Source organism: Agrobacterium tumefaciens, from assembly GCF_017726655.1.
Classification (GTDB): Bacteria; Pseudomonadota; Alphaproteobacteria; order Rhizobiales; family Rhizobiaceae; genus Agrobacterium; species Agrobacterium tumefaciens_B.
The window spans coordinates 1,253,881-1,274,946 of record NZ_CP072309.1; the positions used below are offsets into that span (position 1 = coordinate 1,253,881).

The window sequence follows — 21,066 nt, forward strand, 5'->3', positions numbered from 1 at the left end:
TGGATAGTGGCGGGCGTTTCAAGCAAAACCAATGCCGGAAAGACGTCCCATGACCCGCTTCTTACCCGACCGTTTCACCATGATGCTGGTGGCCACCGTAATTCTGGCTTCCATTCTGCCGATCAGTGGCGAGCCGGCTGAATATTTCGGGCTTGCGACGAAACTTGCCATCGCCCTGCTGTTCTTCCTGCATGGCGCGCGCCTTTCGCGCGATGTGGTCATCGCGGGCATTCTGCACTGGCGCCTGCATCTGGCGATTCTGCTCGTCACCTTCGGCCTTTTCCCGCTTCTCGGTGTGGCGATCGGCTTCATTCCCGAAAGCATCCTTCCGGCACCGCTCTATATGGGCGTACTGTTTCTCTGCGTGCTGCCATCCACCGTGCAGTCCTCCATCGCCTTCACGTCAATGGCGGGCGGAAACGTGCCGGCGGCAATCTGTTCGGCCTCGGCATCGAACATTTTCGGCATGTTCCTGACGCCACTCCTCGTCGGTCTGTTGTTTTCGGTCGGGGGCCACGGCGGTGGATTTTCGCTGGACGCGTTCCTGCAAATCTTCCTGCAATTGCTTCTGCCCTTTATCGCCGGCCAGGTGCTGCAGCCCTGGATCGGCGACTGGATCCGGGCGCGCAAGAAACTTCTGTCACCTGTCGATCGCGGCTCGATCCTGATGGTGGTCTATCTGGCGTTTTCCGATGCGGTCATCGAGGGCATCTGGCACACGTTTTCCATCAGGGATATCGGCGTCGTCGTCGTCATCAACATCGTGCTTCTGGCGTTGGTTCTCTGCGCGACAATGTTCGGCAGCCGTCTGCTTGGTTTCGATAAGGCGGATGAAATCACCATCACCTTCTGTGGTTCGAAGAAGAGCCTTGCGAGCGGCGTGCCGATGGCGGGCGCGATCTTCGCAGGGCAGAGCATCGGCGCGATAGTTCTGCCGATCATGCTGTTCCACCAGATCCAGTTGATGGTCTGCGCGGTTCTCGCCCAGCGTTACGCCCGAAAGGCGCATGAAAAGGCGGCGGTAGCCGAAGCGGCTGCAGCAGAAGGCGCCGTAGCCTCCGCTCGATAAAGCGCTCTCCCATAACAAAAACGGCCCCGCGAGGGGCCGTCCGTCTTGCCTGTCGGAATCCTTAGTTGACCTGAGCCGGGGTAACCTGAGCTTCGATCGTCTTCGGCGCATCGGCGCTGTCGGACGAGATCGCGATGCGGCGCGGCTTCATGGCTTCCGGAATATTGCGAACGAGGTCGATGTGAAGCAGCCCGTTCTTCAGGGAAGCGGTCTGCACTTCGACGTGGTCTGCAAGCTGGAAGCGGCGTTCAAAAGCGCGGGTCGCGATGCCGCGATACAGGAACTCGCCTTCGGTCGTTTTGTCGTCCGTGGCCTTTTCAGCTTTCACTGTCAGCGCATTGGCGCGGGATTCAATGCTAAGTTCGGTTTCATCGAAACCGGCAACCGCCATGGTGATGCGATAGGTATTTTCGCCAGTCCGTTCGATATTATAGGGCGGATAGGACTGAGCCTGCTCGGGCTGGCCAAGGCCGTCAAGCATCGAAAAAAGACGGTCGAAGCCGACGGTGGAGCGATAGAGAGGGGAAAAATCAACGTGGCGCATGGTGTCCTCCTTAAGAAGCGACTGTTTGCGGTTAGGTCCACCACCCCGTTCTGGCGATGGTTGGACATTTGGCGCGGCCCCGTTCTGGCGACCGCATGAATGAGATGGGAATGCTGACACGCGTCGTCAAGAGGCGCGAAAAGACGAAAGCAATATGAACCATGGCTGAACATCCGGTTCCGGGATCGTTCAGTTTGAGCGCCATAAAACTGCGGTCATCGGAGGCATCCTCCGTCGGCAGAAGCAATAACGTCCCTTCTTCTTCTGTCTTACTGGCCGGAACCGCGACTGCTTTAACCGACGGTTCCGGCAATTTTTTCTTTGACCTTCCCGCGCCGCCGACCTATCCCGAAAGGGCAGAAAAGCCGGAAAAGACCGATGATCGAAGCCACCTTGCGCGCCAGTGAAGACAACCCGGTTCCCGGCAACCATACCGTCGGATATTTTACCGGACATGGCGGCAAACAGCTTCGATATGCGATCTTCCGTTCCAGCCGCTCTCTTGCCCGCGGAACGGTGGTTCTGCTTCACGGCCGGAACGAATGTATCGAGAAATATTTCGAGACTGTCGCCGACCTGACAGCCATGGGCTTCTGGGTCGCGACCTTCGATACAAGGGGGCAGGGCGGATCGGAACGGCTCCTGAAGAAACCGGGTGTCGGGCATGTACGGCGATTTTCGGACTACACGCGCGATATTAGCCTGTTTCTTGAGCAGGTTGTGCTGCCGGATACGCGGCTGCCCTTCTTCATGATCGCCCACTCCACCGGCGCGCTTGCGGCCCTTGCTGCCGCTCCCGGCTTGGCCAATCGTATCGACCGCCTTGCCTTGTGCTCGCCCTTCATCGAACTCGACAGCCAGCAGTCCGTCCCTTCATGGGTCATCAAGCTGGTTGCAACGATGTTCAGCATCCTTGGACTGGGTCGAATTCAACTCGGAAGAGACCAGCGGGAGCGCGACTTTGACGGCAACCCGCTCACTTCAGACGCCACGCGTTTTTCCAGGAATCTGACCCTGCACCGGCAGTTTCCCGAACTATTCATCGGCGCGCCCACGGCACGCTGGGTCTACGAGGCGCTGAAGACGATGCGGCGTGTCACGCGTCAGGAGCACCTCACAAATATCATGGTGCCGACGCTCGTTCTGGCGCCCATGCTGGACACAATCACGCCCTATAAGGCGCAGGAGGAACTCTCACGCAATTTCCGGGCAGCGCAGCTTCTTCCGATCACCGGCGCGCGCCACGAATTGTTGCATGAGCGTGACGTTTTCCGCAAACAGGCGCTGGCGGCCATCGATGCGTTTTTCGCGCCGGAGTGATGGCCGCTTAAGCGGGCTGCCTCAGAGTTTTGAGAGAATGGCGAGCGCCTGTTCGTGCACCGCTTTTGAGCCAGCCGCCAGGATGCGTCCGCCATTTTCCGGACGTCCCCCGTCCCACGTGGTCATGATGCCACCGGCCTGTTCGATGACAGGTATCAAGGCGCCGACGTCATAGGGCTTCAGGCCAGATTCGATCACGAGATCGACGTGACCGGCGGCGAGGAGGCAGTAGGCGTAACAATCCACGCCGTAACGGAAAAGCCGAACCTGGTCCTGGACTTTCTCGTAAACGGGCTTTTCTTCCTCGGTAAAGATGTGCGGCGTCGTGGTGAACAGAACGGCATCCGAAAGCGAGGTACAATTGCGCGTGCGTATTTTTCGTTCGCCATCCGGTCCGAAATACCAGGCAGCCTCGCCATCGGCGAAATAGCGTTCCTTGGTAAAGGGTTGGTCCATCATGCCCATTCTTGCGCGACCACCCGACTGGAACCCGATCAGCGTGCCCCAGACCGGCACGCCCGAAATGAACGCGCGTGTGCCGTCGATCGGGTCTATGACCCAGATGTGGTCGCGGTCGAGACCGACATTGCCGTGTTCTTCTCCAAGGATGCCGTGCTGCGGAAAACGCTGCTCGATAAGCGTACGAATGGCGGTTTCTGCTGCCTGATCGCCCTCCGTCACCGGATCATAGCCACCATCCTCCTTGTTCGTGACGGCTATGCCCGTGCGAAAGCGAGGAAGCGTTTCGGCGCTGGCGGCATCGGCAAGTTTAAAGAAGAAATCCCGATCGGGCAGCATGCTAAACCTCGTCGCTGGAAGAGTAATCAGTTTGGTGCCTCATCCTTAAACCGGAATGTCATCTGCCGTCCACCCGAATGCTTCTGACCGCACGGTTTCTAAATTTTCAGCAAAAGTTCAATAAATAGGCAAATAATAAAATGATTGACAATTAGGCATGGGCGGCGTAGCTTCATTCTACAGTCTTTGACTGTAAATACCCTCCTTGGGTGTTTCCTCCCTAGACTTGACCGCGCCAAGGCGCGGTTTTTTTTGCCCGGTTTGGGAACCGGACGAGAGAGGCGGGGCCTGAAACAGTTTGTTAGCTGGTGGGTTATTCGGCGGCGAGAGACGTCTCGATCGCATATTCCGAAACAAACGCGCCGAGTTGGCGCATGAAGATTTCCAGCGATGCCTGAATGACGGGGAAATCACGTTTTTTCAGAAGCGTTTTTTCATCGACATAAAGGCCACGATTGACTTCGATCTGCAACGCATGCAGCGAACGGATCGGCCGGCCATAATGCTCGGTGATGAAGCCGCCGGCATAGGGCTTGTTGCAGGTGGCGACGAAGCCCAGCTCCTCCAGGAAATGCAGGGCGGCGCGGGAGACCTCCTGCGACGCGCTGGTTCCGTAGCGGTCGCCGATGATCACGTCCGGCCTGAGGTTGGAACCGGCGACACGGATATTACCGGGCATGGAATGACAATCGATCAGGACCGCCATGCCGAAATGGGCATGGGTGCGCGATAACAGGCGGCGCAGGCAGGCATGATAAGGTTTATAGATCGTCTCGATCCGCGAAAGCGCCTCCTCGACAGGCAGGCGGTGCGCGTAAATATCCATGTTTTCGGCGACGATGCGAGGCACCGTCCCAAGGCCACCGGCGACACGCATGGAACCGATATTGGCATAGGGCGGCAGCGTGCCGTCGAACATGCGCGGATCGAGTTCGTAAGGCTCGCGATTGACGTCGAGATAGGCGCGCGGGAAGTTGGCTTTCAGAAGCGGTGCGCCAATTTCTGGCGCCGCCTCGAAGAGCTCATCGACGAAATGATCTTCGGAGCGACGGATGTCGTGCGAATCGAGCCGTGCCGACTCGAGGAAGGAGATGGGATAGCAGCGGCCGCTATGGGGGGAATTATAGACAAATGGCAGGGTCTGGACGGCAGGTTCCGTTACTTCAAACAGCTCGTATTCACCCGTCACCCAGTCCATTCAGTACCATTTACCATGTCGTAAACTATCAGGAGGTTCATGTTGCCAGTTACGGTGCGGCAAGTCCATACTATCGCCCAAACAGCGCTATACCGATTCACGCGTTCACAGGATATTTACCGTGAAAATCCTATAATCGGGCTAGGGTATTCCAAACATTGAGCAGTTACGGTCACTTATGATGAATCAGAAAATTCTTCTCGCTGAAGACGACAACGATATGCGCCGCTTCCTCGTGAAAGCGCTGGAAAAAGCCGGTTACAAGGTTTCTTCCTTCGACAATGGCGCCAGCGCCTATGACCGGCTTCGCGAAGAGCCATTTTCGTTACTGCTGACCGATATCGTGATGCCTGAAATGGATGGCATCGAGCTCGCACGTCGCGCGACCGAACTCGATCCTGACCTGAAAGTCATGTTCATCACCGGCTTTGCAGCCGTTGCGCTGAACGCCGATTCGAAGGCTCCGAAGGATGCCAAGGTGCTTTCCAAGCCGTTCCATCTGCGCGATCTCGTGGATGAGGTGAACAAACTCCTTGTGGCGTAAGGCCTCTCAAAAAACCTTCACAAAACCGAAAAAAAGCAGTTGACGCATGAACCGGTTTTGTGGTCTATCCGCCGCAACGGAGGGCGTGTAGCTCAGCGGGAGAGCACTACGTTGACATCGTAGGGGTCACAGGTTCAATCCCTGTCACGCCCACCATCCGAATTCTTTATGTATCAAGGCCTTGCGATAAATCGCAGGGCCTTTTTGCTTACTGGGCTCGAGCCATGAGTCGAACGGCGCCGCGGTGGATTGGTAGGCAGTCCTCATCGGGCCAACCTTCTCCATCTCCACCTCTCGCGCCGCGCCGATCCGCCTCAAATATTCTTGGCCAGGCGCAATGCATCGTAGATTGCCGCATGCGTATTGCGCGCAGCGATGGCGTCGCCGATGCGGAAGAGCTGGTATGTGCCTTCAGGGTTGCGCTCCACCTTCTGGGATTTCCCAGCAAGCAGGTCGTCGTATGAAACTTCGCCAAGGTTCTTTGAACCAGGCTTGAGTTCAAAATAGAGGTCATCCAGCGGAACGGTGCCGTGATTGATGACGATCTGGTCCACCATCCTCGATTTCATCACGCCACCATAGTCGCTGCCGATATGGGCGATAAGCTGGTTACCTTGCTTCTCGGCCGCTTCCAGCCGATAGGTTACGGTGAAGGTGACATCCAGCTTTTGCAGGGAGCGCATATAGGGAACGAGGTTCATGGCCATGACCTCCGGCGCGAAAGCGCGGTCCGGCGTCATGATTTCCACCTTTGCCCCCGCTTTGGCGAGAAATTCTGCGGCCTGTAGTCCGGCGTGGTCGCCGGCGTCGTCGTAAACCAGCACGCTCGTGCCCGGCTTCACGTCTCCCGAGATGATATCCCATGCAGAGACGACAAGGTCGTTGCCTTTGGACAGGACGTCCGTATGTGGCAATCCGCCTGTCGCAATAATGACGACGTCGGGTTTTTCGGAAAGCACCGTGTCCGCTTCTGCCCAGCTGTTGAAATTAAAAGTGACCCCTAGCCTCTCGCATTGGGCCATACGCCAGTCGATGATGCTGATCATTTCCCGACGCCGCTCGCTCTGCGCGGTCAGGCGGATCTGCCCCCCTGCATTGTTGGCAGCCTCGAAAACGACTACCTCATGCCCCCGTTCGGCGCAGACACGCGCGGCCTCCAGCCCTGCCGGCCCGGCACCGACGATCACCACTTTTCGGCGTTCTGTCGCCTTTGATATCTCGTGCGGCATGGTCTCCTCACGGCCTGTTGCCGCATTGTGGATGCAGAAGGCAAGGCCACCCTGATAGATCCGGTCGAGACAATAATTCGCGCCCACGCAGGGCCGGATATCGTCCTCGCGTTTCTGCATGATCTTTCGCACGATATGGGGGTCGGTCATGTGGGCGCGCGTCATGCCCACCATGTCCAGCTTGCCGGACGCGATCGCGTGACGGGCGGTCGCGACGTCCTGGATCTTGGCGGCGTGAAAAGTCGGGAAATTCGTCGCGGCGCGGATTTCGCCGGCGAAATCGAGATGCGGCGCATTGGCCATGCCCTGGATAGGAATGACATCGGTCAGGCCGGGATCGGTGTCTATATGGCCTCTGATGACATTGAGATAATCGATCAGTCCGCTGTCCTTCAGCCGTCTGGCGATTTCGATTCCGTCAGCCTTTTCCGTGCCGCCCTCAAGACATTCGTCGGCTGTATAGCGGACACCGAGAATGAAATCGTCGCCCACGCGTTCGCGCATCGCCCTGAAAACATCGAGACAGAAGCGCATCCGGTTTTCAAGCGGGCCGCCATAGGGGCCATCGAGCTCATTCGTCAATGGCGAGACGAACTGGTCGATGAGATGACCATAGGCCTCCAGCTCCACACCATCCATCCCGCCAGCCTTCATCCGCTCGGCGGCATCGGCGAAATCCTTGATGATACGCTCGATGTCCCAATCCTCTATCTTCTTCGGAAATGCCCGGTGCGCTGCTTCGCGATGATGCGACGGCGCAAGGATTGGCAGCCAGTCGCCTTTGTCCCAGCGGGTACGTCGTCCAAGATGGGTCAACTGGATCATGATCGCAGCACCCTGTTCATGCACGGCGTCGGTCATGTCCCGGATCCAGGGAACGATCTCATCCTTGTAGGCGAGCAGATTGTTGAAGACGGGCGGGCTGTCCTTCGATACGGCCGCGGAACCCGCCGTCATTGTCAACGCGACACCACCTTTGGCGCGCTCTACCGTGTAGGCGCGATAGCGCCCCTTCGGCATGCCGTCTTCCGGATAGGCGGGCTCGTGCGAGGTGACGATGATGCGGTTGCGCAAGGTGAGGTGTTTCAGCTGATAGGGCTGCAGAAGGGGATCGCTCGACATGGCCTGCTCCAAAGAGAATATTCCGACCGAGGCTAAATGCGAATGTACACCTATGTCAATTTACAAAACATATGTGTATAGAGATTTGACGTGGGTGTACTTTTTCTTGTCGCGCAGAGGCCAGTTTGCTAGAAACCTGTCATGGAAGCGACAATAAACGAAAACGGTTGGCGCGGTTCGCAGGAGGGGTGGCTGGGCGCCGCCTATCAGGCGTTGCTGGAATCCGGGGTCGACTCCGTGAAAATCCTGCCCCTGGCGAAAAAGCTCAACGTGTCCCGCACAAGCTTTTACTGGTTCTTTAAGGACCGGGAGGAATTACTGGCTGCGCTCGTCGCCCGCTGGCGGGAGAAAAATACAGGCAGCATCCTCCGGCAGTCGGAGGCCTACGCGGAGACACTGGCGGAGGCCATGCTGAATGTGTTCGATTGCTGGCTCGATCCATCGCTGTTTGATAGCCGATTTGAATTTGCGGTAAGAAGCTGGGCTCTTCAATCCGACGAAATTCTCGCGGAGGTCCGTAAGGCCGATGAGGCAAGAATGGGGGCACTCTCCCGCATGTTCGTGCGGTTCGGCCACAGCGAAAGCACGGCGGATGTGCGCGCACGCACCACCTATCTGGTGCAGATCGGCTATATTTCCATGCAATCCGAAGAAGATATCTCGGTACGCATGCAACGAATTCCGGATTATATTGCCATCTACACCGGCGAACAGCCGCAGCCGCGCGAGCTTGACCGGTTTCACGCGAGGCACGGCTACAAGCCCGTCAGGTGATGGGGAAGTCTCAGCGCCTCTGTTGATTTCCAGGTCTTGCCACACGCTCCGCCATCGGCTTTTGATCGGCATGCGGTAGGATATCGATTGTCTGACGATGATCCTGCAATGTTGCTGTAACATTCACGGATGAGTGGAGGGGATGGCATAGTCCATCGGGGAAACGGCATTGCGAATCTTGCTTCTGGAGGATGAACCGGAAATGGCACGCGCGCTTCTGGAAGCGCTACGCCGCCGCGACGTCCTCGCCGACCATGTCAGCACAATCAGCGATGCGGACGCGTTGGCGAGGGACGGCTCCTATGATGTGCTTGTGCTTGATCGCCGTCTTCCTGATGGGGAAGGGCTGAACCTGGTGGCTTCGCTGCGCAAGAGCAGGCAGTCCGTACCGATCCTTGTGCTCACTGCACTCGGCAGTGTCGATCATCGTGTCGATGGCCTCGATGCCGGTGCCGACGATTATCTTGCCAAGCCCTTCGCCATCGAAGAATTGCTCGCGCGCCTCAGGGCTCTCCACAGACGCGGACCCTCGCTGTCTGAAAGATGCGCCCAGTTCGGAAATCTCTGCCTTGATCCGCGCAGCAATGAAGTGAGCATCGGTAACTCCATCATCGAATTGCGGCGTCGCGAATACCTCGTTCTCGAAGCGCTGATGCGGCGACCGAACCGCATCGTCACGCGGTCGAACCTGATCGACGCGGTCTATACGCTCGATGACGAGATCGAGTCCAATGCCCTCGATGCGCATATTTCCCGCATCAGGAAGAAATTGCTGCAGGCTGGGGCCACGGTGGAAATAAGAGCCGTGCGTAATATCGGGTATCTCATCCGGTTGAAGGCATGAAGACGGCGCGCAATCGATCCCTGCGGTGGGGGCTGATGAAGCGGCTTTTCGCGTTACAGGCCTTCCTGCTCATCCTCTTCGTTATCCTCTTCATCGGTTGGATCTGGATCATCGATCCACGTCTTGAAGGTGCGAATGAAGAGGCCGCCCGGATTGTCGCGGAGAGTGTGACAAAGGATGGGCAAGGCAGGCCGCAACTGCCAGCGACGCCTGAACTGACGGAGCTGAAGCGGCGCTATCCAAACCTCTGGTTCGTCGTGCGCGACGCCAACGGCGTCGTCCTGCAATTCGGCGCTGTCCCGCCACCGGCCCTTTCCGCTATCTTTCCCTGGAGCTTTGATCGTGCGCGTCTGGATGCGGCCGGGACGTTGCGTGCCACTGTCGAGAACCGCGATACCGCGGCGGGCCGCCTCCAGTTCATTGCGGGTACTGAGGATGGAATGCCGAATGACGGCCTCAGCATCTGGATCAATGTCCAGCTGGATCTGGAAAAGGATGCCAATGGCTCGATCCGCTGGTTCAAGGTGCTGCCCGCGCTGGGCTTTATTATTCTCATCGCTGTTGTGCCGATGCTGATTTTGACGGGTATCGCGACACTGCTGGTGACGCCGAGGGCAGTCGGCCGTTCTCTCGGCGGGCTGATGGATACAGTCAAGCAGGCTGAGTCCATCGATTTCGACAACCGGTCAGAGCGGATCGACCGGTCGAAGGTTCCCGTTGAACTCATTCCGCTGGTGGATGCCTTCAACATTGCGCTGTCGCGGCTTGATGACGGCTATAACCGCCGTAACCGTTTTCTCGCCGATGCGGCACATGAGCTGAGAACGCCTATTGCGATCGTGCGGACCAGAGCCGATCTTTTGCCGGATAACGCGCTGAGCCGTCAGATCCGGGCGGATATCGATCGCCTCACCCGCGTTGCGCATCAGCTGCTGGAAATGCAGGCGGTGGGCGCTGTCGAACTGCCGGCGGAGCCGTGCGATCTCAATCAACTTGTTGAGCGCATCGCGACCGACCTTGCCCCGATTGCGCTGGACGCCGGTTACGATTTCGATTTCGAGCCGAGCGCGGGTCCCGCCATTTTTACCATGCAGGCGTCGATCATCGAGATGGCGGTCGTCAACCTCGTTCGCAATGCGATCGATCATGCCGGCGGCAAGGGTGCAATCACAATTCGGATTGACGCGGCCGGGGCTATCGAGGTCTGTGATGAAGGGCCAGGCATACCCGTTGCGGAGCGCGGTCAGGTCTTCGAGCCCTTTCATCGCATCAACACAAATTCGCCGGGCGCAGGCCTTGGGTTAAATCTGGTCCAGAAGGCCGCCGAGCTTCATCGTGGCCGTGTTCTGTTCCTTGATTTGAACCCCGGCTTCTGCGTTCGGTTGGAAGTCCGTTCGGTCGTTCCAAGAGCGGTCGCGTCCGACAATGGTTAAGATACAGTTAAATAAAATCCTCTAACTATATTAAATAAATCAATTATTTATAGTCAAATTGGTCGCGTGCAATGCAGGCGTAATTCTCGTGGGGAAGATGCCCTTATCTGCTGAGCTCATCGGCATGTCATGCCGATTGGGCGCAGGAGACGAACGGGAACCGGTTTCCGGTTCTTCAACGCGAACTGAAACCTTGCGGGCGCCAGGCCTTGGCGCAGCGGTTTCGTCTGGAGCCATTCATGTCGATCATCAAGAAATCACTTGCCGCCGTCATTATTGCCGTCGCGGTCGCGGGTAACGCTTATTCCGCCGATCTCACCAACTACAATCAGCAATCCTTCAACTACGGCAATCAGCCGGCTTTCTCATGGAGCGGGGCCTATGTCGGTGCCCATGGCGGTGTCGCCTCTCCGAAGTTCAGTCCACTGGCCAGCGGCCGTGGCCTGACGGGTGGCGTTCAGGCGGGGTACAATTTCCAGTTCGGCTCCGGTGTCGTCGGTGCAGAAGTGGAAGGCTCCTATCTCGGAAACGATGCCCGTGTGCCGAACGGCCGGTTGCGCGAGCGTTTCCGGGGTGCGGCCAAACTGAAGGCAGGTGTGGCTCTGGATCAAACGCTTCTTTATGGAACCGCGGGCCTGACCACCACAAGGTTCAAGGATGGTAACGGTGTGACCGGGCCTGATCGGTGGAAACAGGGCTACCTCCTGGGTGCAGGTGTAGAGCAGAGTTTCGGCGGCGGTCTTTCGGCAAAGTTCGAGTATAATTATGTGAATACGGGAGATGTGGCGACGACCACGGCGAGTGGCAGGTCGAAGACCGATATCAGCGATCACGTCTTCAAGGCCGGCGTGAACTATCGCTTCTGATCGGCTCAAAAATGAAGGCGAACAGGGAGACGGAAAGCCGCCGCTTTCAACGCGGAAGCGGTGGCCGACCAACGGGAATTATGCCGCAAGCGGCGGCCTGAAAGTCGTAAACACTCACTCGCATTCTAGAGATGGCTGCCTGAAGTCCGTGACATACCAGTCGCTGCCTGAGCTGCGGGTGTAGAACGTGTAAAAACAATCAATGCGCTCTACATAGCCGGGCGTTTCGGAGACTTCATACCGCTCGCCCTGACTCGTTGTGCGCATTTCGCCGTTCGAGGATCCGGGAAAGACCTGTGTCTTGTTTTTTCGCCATTGGTAGGCCTGCTGGCCCGGGCCAAGGCTGTAGATGTTGTCCGGCGGTCCATAATCCAGCATCACATTGGTGATGGGCGCGCCGATGTAACTCTTCATGGTCGTCGAGGCGCAGGCGGTAAGCAGCGCGGATGCGCTGGCGACGGCCAATATTGCAGACCGGATGGTTACTGACGATCGCTTGGTCATGGGATTCCTTTCATCCGCGTAAGGTTTCGCAAGAATAGGAATCCGCCATTGCAGAAACATTGCATGCCCTGGGCCTGGAGAGCTCTGGCTTGCTGGTTCCGCCTCCAGCGATTGAGCGCCCTGACGCCGCTCTCAGAGACCGGCGATATTCAGGCCGATATGGCGCAGGATGCTCTTGAAAAGCTTCACCTCGGCCGGGTCGAGGCCCTCGATCGCGGTTTTTTCAAACATGGCCGCGATAGGCATGAGCTCGTCGGCAAGTTCCTCGCCTTTTGTTGTCAGGGTGATACGCACGATGCGGGCGTTGTCGGCCGGCCGCTCGCGGCTGACGAGATTGCGCCGCACCATCAGCCCTACCAGTCGCGACAAGGTGGAAATTTCCACCGACACCATGTCCGAAAGCTCGGTCAGCGTTTTGCTTTCCTGTTGTCGGAGCGTCGCCAGCACGCGGTACATGGGCAGCGTGATGCCGTAGGACGTCAGTCTCACGGAAAAACGCTCGCCCAGTCGAACGCCCACCCAGTTGAGCAGGTAGGGTACCGAGTCGGTGAACTGATAAGACACAAGCAAATCCCTGTTTGAGAACCATGCGCCAGATCCAGATGTGCGCCTATCGGCTGTACCGGCACAATCCATCGGTTTCAAGAGTGTCGCGCCACAACGCCGGGAAGAGCAGGCCCTCTGGCGAAAAATGACGTAAAACATTTGCATTGACAAATGTTGCAAATGAAAATAAACAAGAACCAGGATTTGGGAGGATCTCATGACATCAGCATTGTTTGGCCTGAGCAGTCTTGCGCCTGAAGGCGTCGGCCAGAATTTCCGTTCGACGATGCGGCGTTTCCCGGCAACTGTAACTGTTATCACCGCCTGCGCCGCCGGTGATCAGCGCGATCACGGCATGACGGTCACGGCCGTCACCTCGGTTTCGATGGAGCCGCCGTCTCTGCTGGTCTGTCTGAACAATCGTACCCTTCTGCATGAATTGCTGCTGTGCCGACCCGATTTCATCGTCAACGTGCTGACGCAGGACCAGATCGCGCTTTCGGATGGCTTCAGCGGCAAGCTGCCGCCGGAGGAGCGTTTCCGTGACGGCAGTTGGCAGCGCCACGAGAATGGCGTCCTTTATTTGCCCACGGCCCATGCTGCCATCGCCTGCCGCCGGGTTGCGGCCATGCCCTATGGAACCCATACCGTCTTCATCGGACAGGTGGTCTCGGCCGATGTCAGCGAGACGACGCGGCCGCTGCTTTACGAAAACGCCCAATATTGCGCGGCAAGCCCCGCGCACGAACCCGCCTGAATTTCCGCGGTCAGAGCATTCCCGCAAGGAGACAATCATGAACGATATGAGCCATGCGCCGCAGCCGGTGCAAACGAACCCGCATGTCCGCCTCGCCAGCCGCGTTGTCGGCATAGCCGATCTTTTCCGCTCCAGCGCGAGACAGACGGAGGAGGCGCGGCGCGTGCCTGCGAGCCATATAGAGGCGCTGCGTGGCATCGGTTATTTCGATGTCGTCAAGCCCCGCGCCTTTAACGGCAAGGGTGGCGATTTTGCCGAGTTGGTGGAGGCCAATATAGAGCTTTCGGCGGCCTGTGCATCGACAGGCTGGGTCGCCGGCCTGCTGTCCGCCCATCAATGGCTGCTGGCGATGTTTCCGGAACAGGCGCAGGCTGATGTCTGGGGTGAAAATCCCGATGCTCTGCTGTGCGGTTCCTATGCGCCGGTGAAGATGGCGGAGGCTGCCGATGGCGGCTATCGCCTCAGCGGCAAATGGGCCTTCGCCTCCGGCTGCGAAAACGCACAATGGTCTCTCTGCGCCGCCATTCTGCCGCCGAAGGGTGAAGGAAAGCCGGTTCCCGCCTTTCTGCTCGTTCCCGCCAGCGAATATGTCATTGAAGACACCTGGCATGTGGTTGGGCTGGCCGGCACCGGTTCCAAGACGCTGGTTCTCGATGACGTCTTTGTACCCGAACACCGGGTTCTCACCTTTCCGGACGCAACCAGCGGGCACACGCCGGGTGGGCGCTATTATGCGCATGAGGGCCTGTTCAACATGCCGCTTCTGACCGGCATCCCCTCCTGTCTCGCGGCGGCCGGCGTCGGCGCGGCCAAGGGGGCGCTTGCCGCCTATGTCGATCATGTCGGTGGCCGGGTTACGCGCGGCGCGGTGGCGGGCGGCAATAACCGCATGGCCGAATTCCCGACCATCCAGCTGCGCGTCGCGGAAGCGGCGGCGAGTGTTGACGCAGCCTGCGAAATCTTGCTGCGCGACGTCTCGCGCGCTCAGGCGCTGGCACAGTCCCGCATCGAGGGTCGCTCGGAGTTTACCGTGGACGATCGCCTTCTGAGCCGCCGTGGCCAGTCCTTTGCTGTGTCTCTCTCGTTGCGTGCGGTACAGGCGCTGAATGACTCCACCGGCGGCGTCGGGCTCGATCTGGCGAACCCGGTGCAGCGCGCCTGGCGGGATGCCAATGCGGTTGGCCGCCACATCAGCATGAACTGGGATGCCGTCGGCACCATGATCGGCCAGAGCATGCTCGGCCTCGAACCCAAGGGCCAATATTGACCGCCATTCAGGCGGCAAACCAACAGCGCAATTCGGAGGAAACTACATGCAAGGCAAGGTCGCTCTCGAGGAGCATTTCGCAATCCCGGAAACACTTCAGGATTCGGCCGGTTTCGTCCCCGGCGACTACTGGAAGGAACTACAGCACCGCCTGCTCGACATTCAGGATACGCGCCTGAAGCTGATGGATGCGCATGGCATCGAGACCATGATCCTGTCGCTGAATGCCCCGGCGGTGCAGGCCATTCCCGACAAGAACAAGGCGATCGAGATCGCACGTCGCGCCAATGACGTGCTTGCGGAAGAATGCGCCAAGCGGCCAGATCGCTTCCTCGCCTTCGCCGCCCTGCCTTTGCAGGACCCCGATGCGGCGACGCAGGAATTGCAGCGCTGCGTCAACGATCTTGGTTTCGTCGGCGCGCTCGTCAACGGTTTCAGCCAGGAGGGGGATGGCCAGACCCCGCTTTATTACGACCTGCCGCAATATCGTCCCTTCTGGGGCGAGGTCGAGAAGCTCGACGTGCCTTTCTACCTGCATCCGCGCAACCCGCTGCCGCAGGATTCACGCATCTATGACGGCCATCCCTGGCTGCTCGGCCCCACCTGGGCCTTTGCACAGGAAACGGCTGTCCATGCGCTCCGCCTCATGGCATCAGGCCTGTTCGATGAACATCCGCGTCTCAACATCATTCTCGGCCATATGGGCGAGGGCCTGCCCTACATGATGTGGCGTATCGACCATCGGAATGCCTGGGTGAAGCTGCCGCCGCGTTACCCGGCTAAGCGCCGTTTCGTGGATTACTTCAACGAAAATTTCCACATTACCACATCGGGCAATTTCCGTACCCAGACGCTGATCGATGCCATTCTGGAAATCGGTGCCGATCGCATTCTGTTCTCCACCGATTGGCCCTTCGAGAATATCGACCATGCCTCCGACTGGTTCCACGCGACGAGTATCGCGGAGGCGGATCGAGTGAAGATCGGTCGTACCAATGCGCGCCGCCTGTTCAAGCTCGACGCGGCCTGAGCCATGGAGCCGTTCGTCTACACGGCCGCACCTGCCCGCATCGTTTTCGGGGCGGGCAGCCTGGCGGATGTGGTGCAGGAGATCAGCCGTCTCGGCCTCACGCGAGCGTTGGTGCTTTCCACACCACAGCAAAAAGGAGACGCCGAGGCGCTTTCCGCCCGTCTCGGCCCATTTGCTGCTGGGGTCTTTTCCAATGCGACCATGCATACGCCGGTCGCGGTGACGAGGGATGCGGTCGATGCCTATCGCGCTGCGGGTGCGGATTGCGTTGTGGCGTTGGGAGGCGGTTCCACCACCGGTCTCGGCAAGGCCGTTGCGCTACGAACGAAAGCGGCGCAGATCGTGATCCCGACCACCTATGCCGGTTCCGAGGTGACGCCCATTCTTGGCCAGACGGAAAACGGCGTGAAAACCACTATACGCGGGCCGGAAATCCTGCCGGAAGTGGTGATCTATGATGCTGAACTCACACTTGGATTGCCGGTCTCGATCAGCATGACGAGTGGTCTCAACGCCATGGCACATGCGGCGGAAGCGCTTTATGCTCGGGATCGTAACCCCATTGCCAGCCTGATGGCGGTGGACGGGCTGCGGGCAATGATCGATGCGCTTCCGGTCATTCGGGAAGCGCCGCACGATATCGACGCGCGCGAGACGGCACTTTATGGCGCTTGGCTTTGCGGCACGGTGCTGGGTGCGGTCGGCATGTCGTTGCATCACAAGCTTTGCCACACGCTCGGCGGTAGTCTCGATCTGCCGCACGCGGAAACGCATGCGGTGCTTCTGCCACATACCATCGCCTATGTGGAGGAAGCCGCGCCGGATCTGCTCGCGCCATTGGCTGCACTGGTTGGCGGCCGGGCCGGACCGGGGCTTTACGATTTTGCCGCGCGGCTCGGCGCGCCTTCAAGCCTGGCGGCCCTTGGCGTTGGGGCTGACGATCTCGACCCCATGGCCGAGCTTGCGACGGCCAATCCTTACTGGTGCCCGCGGGCGATTGAAAAAAACGCGATCCGGGACCTGCTGCAGCGCGCCTTCGAGGGCTCGCGGCCGGACTGATGGGAGGAAATTATGGATATGAAGATGACCAGCGACGACGGCTATTTCGTCGAGGAACGCTCCGCGGAAACCGTGATTGCCCGCATGCGCGATTGTGACGATCCGCGGCTCAAGGAGATCATGGCGGTCGTGACCCGCAAGCTGCATGAGGCGGTGAAGGAAATCGAGCCGACCGAGGAGGAGTGGATGAAGGCCATTCATTTCCTTACCGAAGTGGGCCAGATCTGTAACGAGTGGCGGCAGGAATGGATCCTGTTTTCCGATATTCTCGGTGTTTCCATGCTGGTCGATGCCATCAACCACCGCAAGCCGAGCGGCGCATCCGAATCCACCGTTCTTGGTCCCTTCCATGTGGCCGATGCGCCGGAAATGCCGATGGGTGCCAATATCTGTCTTGACGGTAAGGGCGAGGATATGGTCGTCGCCGGCCGCATTCTCGATACCGAAGGCGCGCCGGTCGCGGGCGCGCGCATCGATGTCTGGCAGGCCAATGACGAGGGCTTTTATGACGTGCAGCAAAAGGGTATCCAGCCCGATTTCAACCTGCGCGGCGTCTTTGTTACCGGCGAAGACGGGCGATACTGGTTCCGGGCGACGAAACCCAAATATTACCCGATACCGGATGACGGCCCGGTGGGGCGGCTGTTGCGGGCGATGGGGCGGCATCCGTACCGCCCGGCGCATCTGCACTACATCGTTTCGGCCGAGAGCTTCACGACGCTCGTCACCCATATTTTCGATCCGGACGATCCTTACATTCGCTCCGATGCGGTATTTGGCGTGAAGGAAAGCCTGCTGGCGAATTTCGAGCGGGTCGAGGATCGGGAGAAGGCACGGGAGTTGGGTTTTGTCGGTGACTGGTTCTGGTCCGTGAACCACGATTTCGTGCTTGCCCATGAGTGAACGGAGCAATCTACCGAAGCTTTACGTGCGCTTTGCCGAAAGCGATGCCGGCGCCGCTGAGCAGCGGGCGGCGCAGATGGAGGCGCACAAGGCCCATTTGCGCAATGGTGAAGGGAAGCCAGAAGGGTTTCGTATCCTGGCGTCCGGGCCGATGAGCGCTGGTGACGGTGGTCCGCCCGCGGCGCTCGTCATCGCCGAGGCGCATTCTCTCGAGGACGTTATCGCCTTCAGCGACGCCGATCCCTTCGTTGTTCACGGGGTCTATAATCGCATTCGCATTTTGAACTGGACGCCGACGCTGTCAACGATTTCCGGGCTGGAATCCCGCTGATTTCAGCCGTCGCCAGGCGACCGGCATTTATCAATATTTCATTTGCAATTTTTGCAAATGCAACATTTAATCGACAGTGAGTGATATCGGCGACGTGTGGCTTGACAGGAGCAGGGCACATATCAGGGTGGAGCCTGCCGGGCACTCAAGCAGGATAATGCAGGGACGGGGAGACGCTAATCCGTACCGGATGGCGCGTTCATGCGTGAAAGGGAGGAATATGTCCGCGAATTATCTGAGCGCCGCTTCCGTGCGGACGAAGAACCCGGCCGGCGTCATCGCGACATGCGGCCTCATGATCATGTTCGACGGCTACGATCTGGTCGTTTATGGCGCGGTCGCACCGGCGCTGCTGAAAGAAGGCGCCTGGGCGCTTAACCCGGCCATGGTCGGGCGCGCGGCCGCCCTGACGCTGGTCGGCATGCTGCTCGGCGCACTGTTTGCCGGCACCATGGCCGATCGCATCGGCCGGCGGAAGGTGGTGCTTCTCAGCCTCGCCGGTTTTTCGGCGATGATGATTGCCTCGGCCATGACGCCGAATTTTTTGGCCTTCGAAATCACCCGATTCTTCGCTGGTCTTGGCCTCGGCGCATTGTTACCGACGGTGACCGCGCTGGTGCTGGAATTTTCACCGCCGCAGCGCAGGGCGCAGGCCAATTCCCTGTCCTTCCTGGGTTACCTTATCGGCGGCATCATTTCCGGCGTCATGGGCATGCTGCTTCTGGAAAGTTATGGCTGGCGACCGTTGATGCTGATCGGCGGCCTGCCGCTGATCCTGCTGCCGATCTTCATGCGGTTCCTGCCGGAATCGCCGGAGTGGCTGGCGAGTAAAGGCCGGCAGGCGGAGGCTGACGGCATCTGCGACAGTTATGGTCTGCAACGCATCGTGCCGCACGCAAAAATGCAGAAGGGTGGCGTCGTTTCGTTGTTCTCGGAAGGCAGACTGGCCTCGACGCTGAATGCATGGGGGATTCACTTCTGCTCGCTGCTGCTCACCTTCGGCATGGTCAACTGGCTGCCCACCATCATGAACAAGATGGGTTATGACATCAGCTCGGCGCTCAGCTTCGCCGTCATGCTCAATGTCGGTGCCGCAATCGGCATCCTTATTGGCGGACGTTTTGCAGACAAGGGCAACGTCAAGGTGGTGGTGGCGATCCTGTTTGCCATCGGCGCTGCATCGATCTTCGCCCTGACTGTCAACAAGGGTCCGCTTCTTTATGCCCTCGTCGCCCTTGCGGGTGCCGGCACCATCGGAACCCAGATACTGGCCAATGTCCTGGTCGGGCGGCTTTATCCTGTCCATATTCGCGGCACGGGTCTCGGCTTCTCGCTGGCGGTCGGGCGGCTTGGCGGGATTGCCGGACCGATGATCGGCGGGCTGGTGTTGCAAAGGGGGCTGGCGCCGGAGTGGAATTTCTACATTTTCGGCTCGGTCGCGCTCGTCGGGTTGATGCTCACCGTTTTGACCCTGCTTTACCGCACGTCCGGCGACGCGCAGGCTTGACGAATAGAACTGCTGGCCGCGGGACTGAAAATCCGCGGCTGGCCGCTCATCCCCGACGGGACACCGGCGCGATCGTCGCCATCTGCTGTAATGTCCGCTCATTGGTCCGTTTCAAGCGTGCCAACGCGTCGTCGCGATCTTCCGGCAGCGTGTAGGTCATATAGGACAGCGAGGTCTCGAGGTCGTTATTGTTATGGCCGAGGATAGCGGCGAAATAGCTGTTCTTGGTGACGTGCGGCGGCGCGAAATTGTGATAGGCGACTTCCGCATAGAGGTGTCTGAGACCATAGGGCTTGGGAAGCTCTTCCTTTGGCCAGATATCCTCGAAGAGGTTAAAAACCGTGTCGCGCAGCAGCAGGCGTGTTTCTGACGAAAAATCGTCGATCGACATGCCATACCACAATTTTCCCTGCCCGCTTTCACGCAGGCGCTTATACGCTGCCAGAATGGTTTCCGATCGGGCAAGCACCGGAATTTCGTACGTCACCCCGAATTTCGTCCCCTCGCCTTGCTTCGTCTTCGCCTGACCGTTGAAGAGAATGCTCCATTTCGAAACACCCTTGCCATAGGGGGCAGGTGAAAATTCCGCCTGAGTGAAGACCTCATACGGGCGGCGCCCTGTCATGCCGATCAGGCCGATGCCGATCATCAGGGGATCGGCCGACAGGAGTTTATCGGCGCAAATCTTTAGAACCTGCTCGTAGTTCTCGAAGGTGATCAGCGCGCCGTGTTTTCTGGCGATCTTCTCCATCTTGACCCGGCGTGCCTCGTCATACATCGCGGCATCACCGGTGGCGATCTTGAGCATCGGATGGTCGTCGCCGAAGGCTTCGCGGATCGCGTTCCTATATTTGGTGATGTAGGAAATGATCGTCGTTTGCGCTCGGCCCTTCATCATCGCGATTTCGGCGTCCCACAAGGCCTGCATGTCCTGCTTCGCGCCCATGCCATTCATCGCGGCAATGAAATCGGCGATGCGAAGGAGAACAGTGGGTTTGCGGCCGGCAGTGTTGAATTCCGCCCGCTCGATTTTTTCGACAATCGATGTCGCCACGCCGGTCTTTGGGTAATCGCCGCGGGCGATGTAGGTGTTCAACCGCTCCCGCAGCTTCTTCATGTTGCAGATGGCAAGCGGGGTGCTCTTCGGGCCGAACTCGGCCTTCAGCGCATTGCGATATTTCATGATGTAAAGTTCGAGTGTCTTTTCCGTGCGACCATTGTCGAAATGATAGCGGACTTCGGCATCCCAGAGATCGCGGATTTTCCTGTTTCGCGAAGCGTCGTCACTTTTCATCGCCTTTTTGACCTGGCAGACGAATTGATCGATGCGTTCCACGAGGACCGGGGTTTTTGTTTTTCGTTTTGCGGCGAGCATGGGGCGGCTCCCTGAACCGGTCCGGAAATGTAAATCCATGGTTGGC

22 protein-coding genes and 1 tRNA gene are annotated in these 21,066 nt (G+C 58.7%); 16 read left to right on the forward strand and 7 right to left on the reverse strand.

The genetic code is table 11. The features are described 5' to 3' along the window. The first annotated feature begins 49 nt into the window (after nt 1-49). Nucleotides 50-1,069 carry a bile acid:sodium symporter family protein gene (locus tag AT6N2_RS20010; protein ID WP_209090997.1) on the forward strand — a complete coding sequence of 340 codons (1,020 nt, stop codon included), beginning with the start codon at nt 50-52 and terminating at the stop codon, nt 1,067-1,069. Nucleotides 1,070-1,130: 61 nt separating this feature from the next. On the opposite strand, the gene hspL is transcribed toward AT6N2_RS20010, so the two are convergent. After that, nucleotides 1,131-1,613, reverse strand: coding sequence for a heat shock protein HspL (hspL, locus tag AT6N2_RS20015; RefSeq protein WP_063950275.1), 483 nt, complete (start codon nt 1,611-1,613; stop codon nt 1,131-1,133). A gap of 161 nt (nt 1,614-1,774) precedes the next feature. Here hspL and AT6N2_RS20020 point away from each other — a divergent pair, with 161 nt between their 5' ends. Together AT6N2_RS20020 and AT6N2_RS20025 are read left to right on the forward strand one after the other, a co-directional pair. Next, nucleotides 1,775-2,020, forward strand: a complete 246-nt coding sequence (locus AT6N2_RS20020; protein ID WP_063950276.1) for a hypothetical protein — start codon at nt 1,775-1,777, stop codon at nt 2,018-2,020. After that, entirely contained in the window at nt 1,992-2,933 is a 942-nt protein-coding gene (locus AT6N2_RS20025) for an alpha/beta fold hydrolase (protein ID WP_209090998.1), read from the forward strand. Before AT6N2_RS20020 ends, AT6N2_RS20025 begins: the two co-directional genes overlap by 29 nt. Nucleotides 2,934-2,954: 21 nt before the next feature. Here AT6N2_RS20025 and hisN read toward each other — a convergent pair whose 3' ends face one another. Together hisN and AT6N2_RS20035 are read right to left on the reverse strand one after the other, a co-directional pair. Further along, entirely contained in the window at nt 2,955-3,731 is a 777-nt protein-coding gene (gene hisN / locus AT6N2_RS20030) for a histidinol-phosphatase (RefSeq protein WP_209090999.1), read from the reverse strand. Nucleotides 3,732-4,044: 313 nt separating this feature from the next. Next, a complete protein-coding gene (locus tag AT6N2_RS20035; protein ID WP_209091000.1) occupies nt 4,045-4,929 on the reverse strand; it encodes an N-formylglutamate amidohydrolase in 885 nt (294 codons plus the stop codon). A gap of 181 nt (nt 4,930-5,110) precedes the next feature. On the opposite strand from AT6N2_RS20035, the gene cpdR reads away from it, so the two are divergent. After that, nucleotides 5,111-5,473 (forward strand): cell cycle two-component system response regulator CpdR, encoded by a 363-nt coding sequence (gene cpdR / locus AT6N2_RS20040; protein ID WP_003497910.1) that lies wholly within the window; start codon nt 5,111-5,113, stop codon nt 5,471-5,473. Between the two features lie 81 nt (nt 5,474-5,554). Then, nucleotides 5,555-5,629, forward strand: a tRNA-Val gene (locus tag AT6N2_RS20045). Between the two features lie 158 nt (nt 5,630-5,787). On the opposite strand, the gene AT6N2_RS20050 is transcribed toward AT6N2_RS20045, so the two are convergent. Further along, nucleotides 5,788-7,824, reverse strand: coding sequence for an NADH:flavin oxidoreductase (locus AT6N2_RS20050; RefSeq protein WP_209091001.1), 2,037 nt, complete (start codon nt 7,822-7,824; stop codon nt 5,788-5,790). A 141-nt stretch (nt 7,825-7,965) separates the two neighbouring features. On the opposite strand from AT6N2_RS20050, the gene AT6N2_RS20055 reads away from it, so the two are divergent. The 4 genes from AT6N2_RS20055 (at nt 7,966) to AT6N2_RS20070 (ending at nt 11,741) form a co-directional block, all read left to right on the forward strand. Beyond that, nucleotides 7,966-8,598: a TetR/AcrR family transcriptional regulator gene (locus tag AT6N2_RS20055; protein ID WP_209091003.1), complete on the forward strand. Its 633-nt coding sequence runs from the start codon at nt 7,966-7,968 to the stop codon at nt 8,596-8,598. A gap of 169 nt (nt 8,599-8,767) precedes the next feature. Next, nucleotides 8,768-9,442, forward strand: a complete 675-nt coding sequence (locus tag AT6N2_RS20060; protein ID WP_209091005.1) for a response regulator transcription factor — start codon at nt 8,768-8,770, stop codon at nt 9,440-9,442. Nucleotides 9,443-9,477: 35 nt separating this feature from the next. Then, entirely contained in the window at nt 9,478-10,875 is a 1,398-nt protein-coding gene (locus AT6N2_RS20065; protein WP_209091007.1) for a sensor histidine kinase, read from the forward strand. Nucleotides 10,876-11,114: 239 nt separating this feature from the next. Then, a complete protein-coding gene (locus AT6N2_RS20070) occupies nt 11,115-11,741 on the forward strand; it encodes an outer membrane protein (protein WP_209091009.1) in 627 nt (208 codons plus the stop codon). A 114-nt stretch (nt 11,742-11,855) separates the two neighbouring features. On the opposite strand, the gene AT6N2_RS20075 is transcribed toward AT6N2_RS20070, so the two are convergent. Beyond that, entirely contained in the window at nt 11,856-12,245 is a 390-nt protein-coding gene (locus AT6N2_RS20075) for a hypothetical protein (RefSeq protein WP_209091010.1), read from the reverse strand. A gap of 132 nt (nt 12,246-12,377) precedes the next feature. After that, complete coding sequence (locus AT6N2_RS20080) at nt 12,378-12,809, reverse strand: MarR family winged helix-turn-helix transcriptional regulator (protein WP_209091012.1); 432 nt, start codon at nt 12,807-12,809, stop codon at nt 12,378-12,380. A gap of 199 nt (nt 12,810-13,008) precedes the next feature. On the opposite strand from AT6N2_RS20080, the gene graD reads away from it, so the two are divergent. The 7 genes from graD to AT6N2_RS20115 all read left to right on the forward strand — a co-directional run bounded on the left by graD (nt 13,009) and on the right by AT6N2_RS20115 (nt 19,645). After that, nucleotides 13,009-13,548: an FADH(2)-dependent resorcinol hydroxylase reductase component gene (gene graD, locus AT6N2_RS20085; RefSeq protein WP_063950285.1), complete on the forward strand. Its 540-nt coding sequence runs from the start codon at nt 13,009-13,011 to the stop codon at nt 13,546-13,548. A gap of 37 nt (nt 13,549-13,585) precedes the next feature. Continuing rightward, nucleotides 13,586-14,815, forward strand: a complete 1,230-nt coding sequence (gene graA / locus AT6N2_RS20090; protein ID WP_209091014.1) for an FADH(2)-dependent resorcinol hydroxylase oxygenase component — start codon at nt 13,586-13,588, stop codon at nt 14,813-14,815. A 46-nt stretch (nt 14,816-14,861) separates the two neighbouring features. After that, on the forward strand, nt 14,862-15,845 hold the full coding sequence (gene tsdA / locus AT6N2_RS20095; RefSeq protein WP_209091016.1) for a gamma-resorcylate decarboxylase: 984 nt from the start codon (nt 14,862-14,864) through the stop codon (nt 15,843-15,845). A gap of 3 nt (nt 15,846-15,848) precedes the next feature. Continuing rightward, nucleotides 15,849-16,904: a maleylacetate reductase gene (locus tag AT6N2_RS20100; RefSeq protein ID WP_209091018.1), complete on the forward strand. Its 1,056-nt coding sequence runs from the start codon at nt 15,849-15,851 to the stop codon at nt 16,902-16,904. A gap of 12 nt (nt 16,905-16,916) precedes the next feature. Then, a complete protein-coding gene (graB, locus tag AT6N2_RS20105) occupies nt 16,917-17,807 on the forward strand; it encodes a hydroxyquinol 1,2-dioxygenase (protein WP_209091020.1) in 891 nt (296 codons plus the stop codon). Then, nucleotides 17,800-18,138, forward strand: a complete 339-nt coding sequence (locus AT6N2_RS20110) for a YciI family protein (protein ID WP_209091022.1) — start codon at nt 17,800-17,802, stop codon at nt 18,136-18,138. Before graB ends, AT6N2_RS20110 begins: the two co-directional genes overlap by 8 nt. A 220-nt stretch (nt 18,139-18,358) precedes the next feature. Beyond that, nucleotides 18,359-19,645: an MFS transporter gene (locus AT6N2_RS20115; RefSeq protein ID WP_209091024.1), complete on the forward strand. Its 1,287-nt coding sequence runs from the start codon at nt 18,359-18,361 to the stop codon at nt 19,643-19,645. 46 nt (nt 19,646-19,691) lie between these two features. Here AT6N2_RS20115 and AT6N2_RS20120 read toward each other — a convergent pair whose 3' ends face one another. Next, complete coding sequence (locus AT6N2_RS20120; protein ID WP_209091026.1) at nt 19,692-21,020, reverse strand: telomere resolvase; 1,329 nt, start codon at nt 21,018-21,020, stop codon at nt 19,692-19,694. Between the last annotated feature and the right edge of the window lie 46 nt (nt 21,021-21,066).

Bases quoted from the DNA above. Each gene is read 5' to 3' on its own strand.
- AT6N2_RS20010 (WP_209090997.1), top strand. From the start codon at position 50: ATGACCCGCTTCTTACCCGACCGTTTCACCATGATGCTGGTGGCCACC.
- hspL (WP_063950275.1), bottom strand. From the start codon at position 1,613: ATGCGCCACGTTGATTTTTCCCCTCTCTATCGCTCCACCGTCGGCTTC.
- AT6N2_RS20020 (WP_063950276.1), top strand. From the start codon at position 1,775: ATGGCTGAACATCCGGTTCCGGGATCGTTCAGTTTGAGCGCCATAAAA.
- AT6N2_RS20025 (WP_209090998.1), top strand. From the start codon at position 1,992: ATGATCGAAGCCACCTTGCGCGCCAGTGAAGACAACCCGGTTCCCGGC.
- hisN (WP_209090999.1), bottom strand. From the start codon at position 3,731: ATGCTGCCCGATCGGGATTTCTTCTTTAAACTTGCCGATGCCGCCAGC.
- AT6N2_RS20035 (WP_209091000.1), bottom strand. From the start codon at position 4,929: ATGGACTGGGTGACGGGTGAATACGAGCTGTTTGAAGTAACGGAACCT.
- cpdR (WP_003497910.1), top strand. From the start codon at position 5,111: ATGAATCAGAAAATTCTTCTCGCTGAAGACGACAACGATATGCGCCGC.
- AT6N2_RS20050 (WP_209091001.1), bottom strand. From the start codon at position 7,824: ATGTCGAGCGATCCCCTTCTGCAGCCCTATCAGCTGAAACACCTCACC.
- AT6N2_RS20055 (WP_209091003.1), top strand. From the start codon at position 7,966: ATGGAAGCGACAATAAACGAAAACGGTTGGCGCGGTTCGCAGGAGGGG.
- AT6N2_RS20065 (WP_209091007.1), top strand. From the start codon at position 9,478: ATGAAGCGGCTTTTCGCGTTACAGGCCTTCCTGCTCATCCTCTTCGTT.
- AT6N2_RS20070 (WP_209091009.1), top strand. From the start codon at position 11,115: ATGTCGATCATCAAGAAATCACTTGCCGCCGTCATTATTGCCGTCGCG.
- AT6N2_RS20075 (WP_209091010.1), bottom strand. From the start codon at position 12,245: ATGACCAAGCGATCGTCAGTAACCATCCGGTCTGCAATATTGGCCGTC.
- graD (WP_063950285.1), top strand. From the start codon at position 13,009: ATGACATCAGCATTGTTTGGCCTGAGCAGTCTTGCGCCTGAAGGCGTC.
- graA (WP_209091014.1), top strand. From the start codon at position 13,586: ATGAACGATATGAGCCATGCGCCGCAGCCGGTGCAAACGAACCCGCAT.
- tsdA (WP_209091016.1), top strand. From the start codon at position 14,862: ATGCAAGGCAAGGTCGCTCTCGAGGAGCATTTCGCAATCCCGGAAACA.
- AT6N2_RS20100 (WP_209091018.1), top strand. From the start codon at position 15,849: ATGGAGCCGTTCGTCTACACGGCCGCACCTGCCCGCATCGTTTTCGGG.
- graB (WP_209091020.1), top strand. From the start codon at position 16,917: ATGGATATGAAGATGACCAGCGACGACGGCTATTTCGTCGAGGAACGC.
- AT6N2_RS20110 (WP_209091022.1), top strand. From the start codon at position 17,800: ATGAGTGAACGGAGCAATCTACCGAAGCTTTACGTGCGCTTTGCCGAA.
- AT6N2_RS20115 (WP_209091024.1), top strand. From the start codon at position 18,359: ATGTCCGCGAATTATCTGAGCGCCGCTTCCGTGCGGACGAAGAACCCG.
- AT6N2_RS20120 (WP_209091026.1), bottom strand. From the start codon at position 21,020: ATGCTCGCCGCAAAACGAAAAACAAAAACCCCGGTCCTCGTGGAACGC.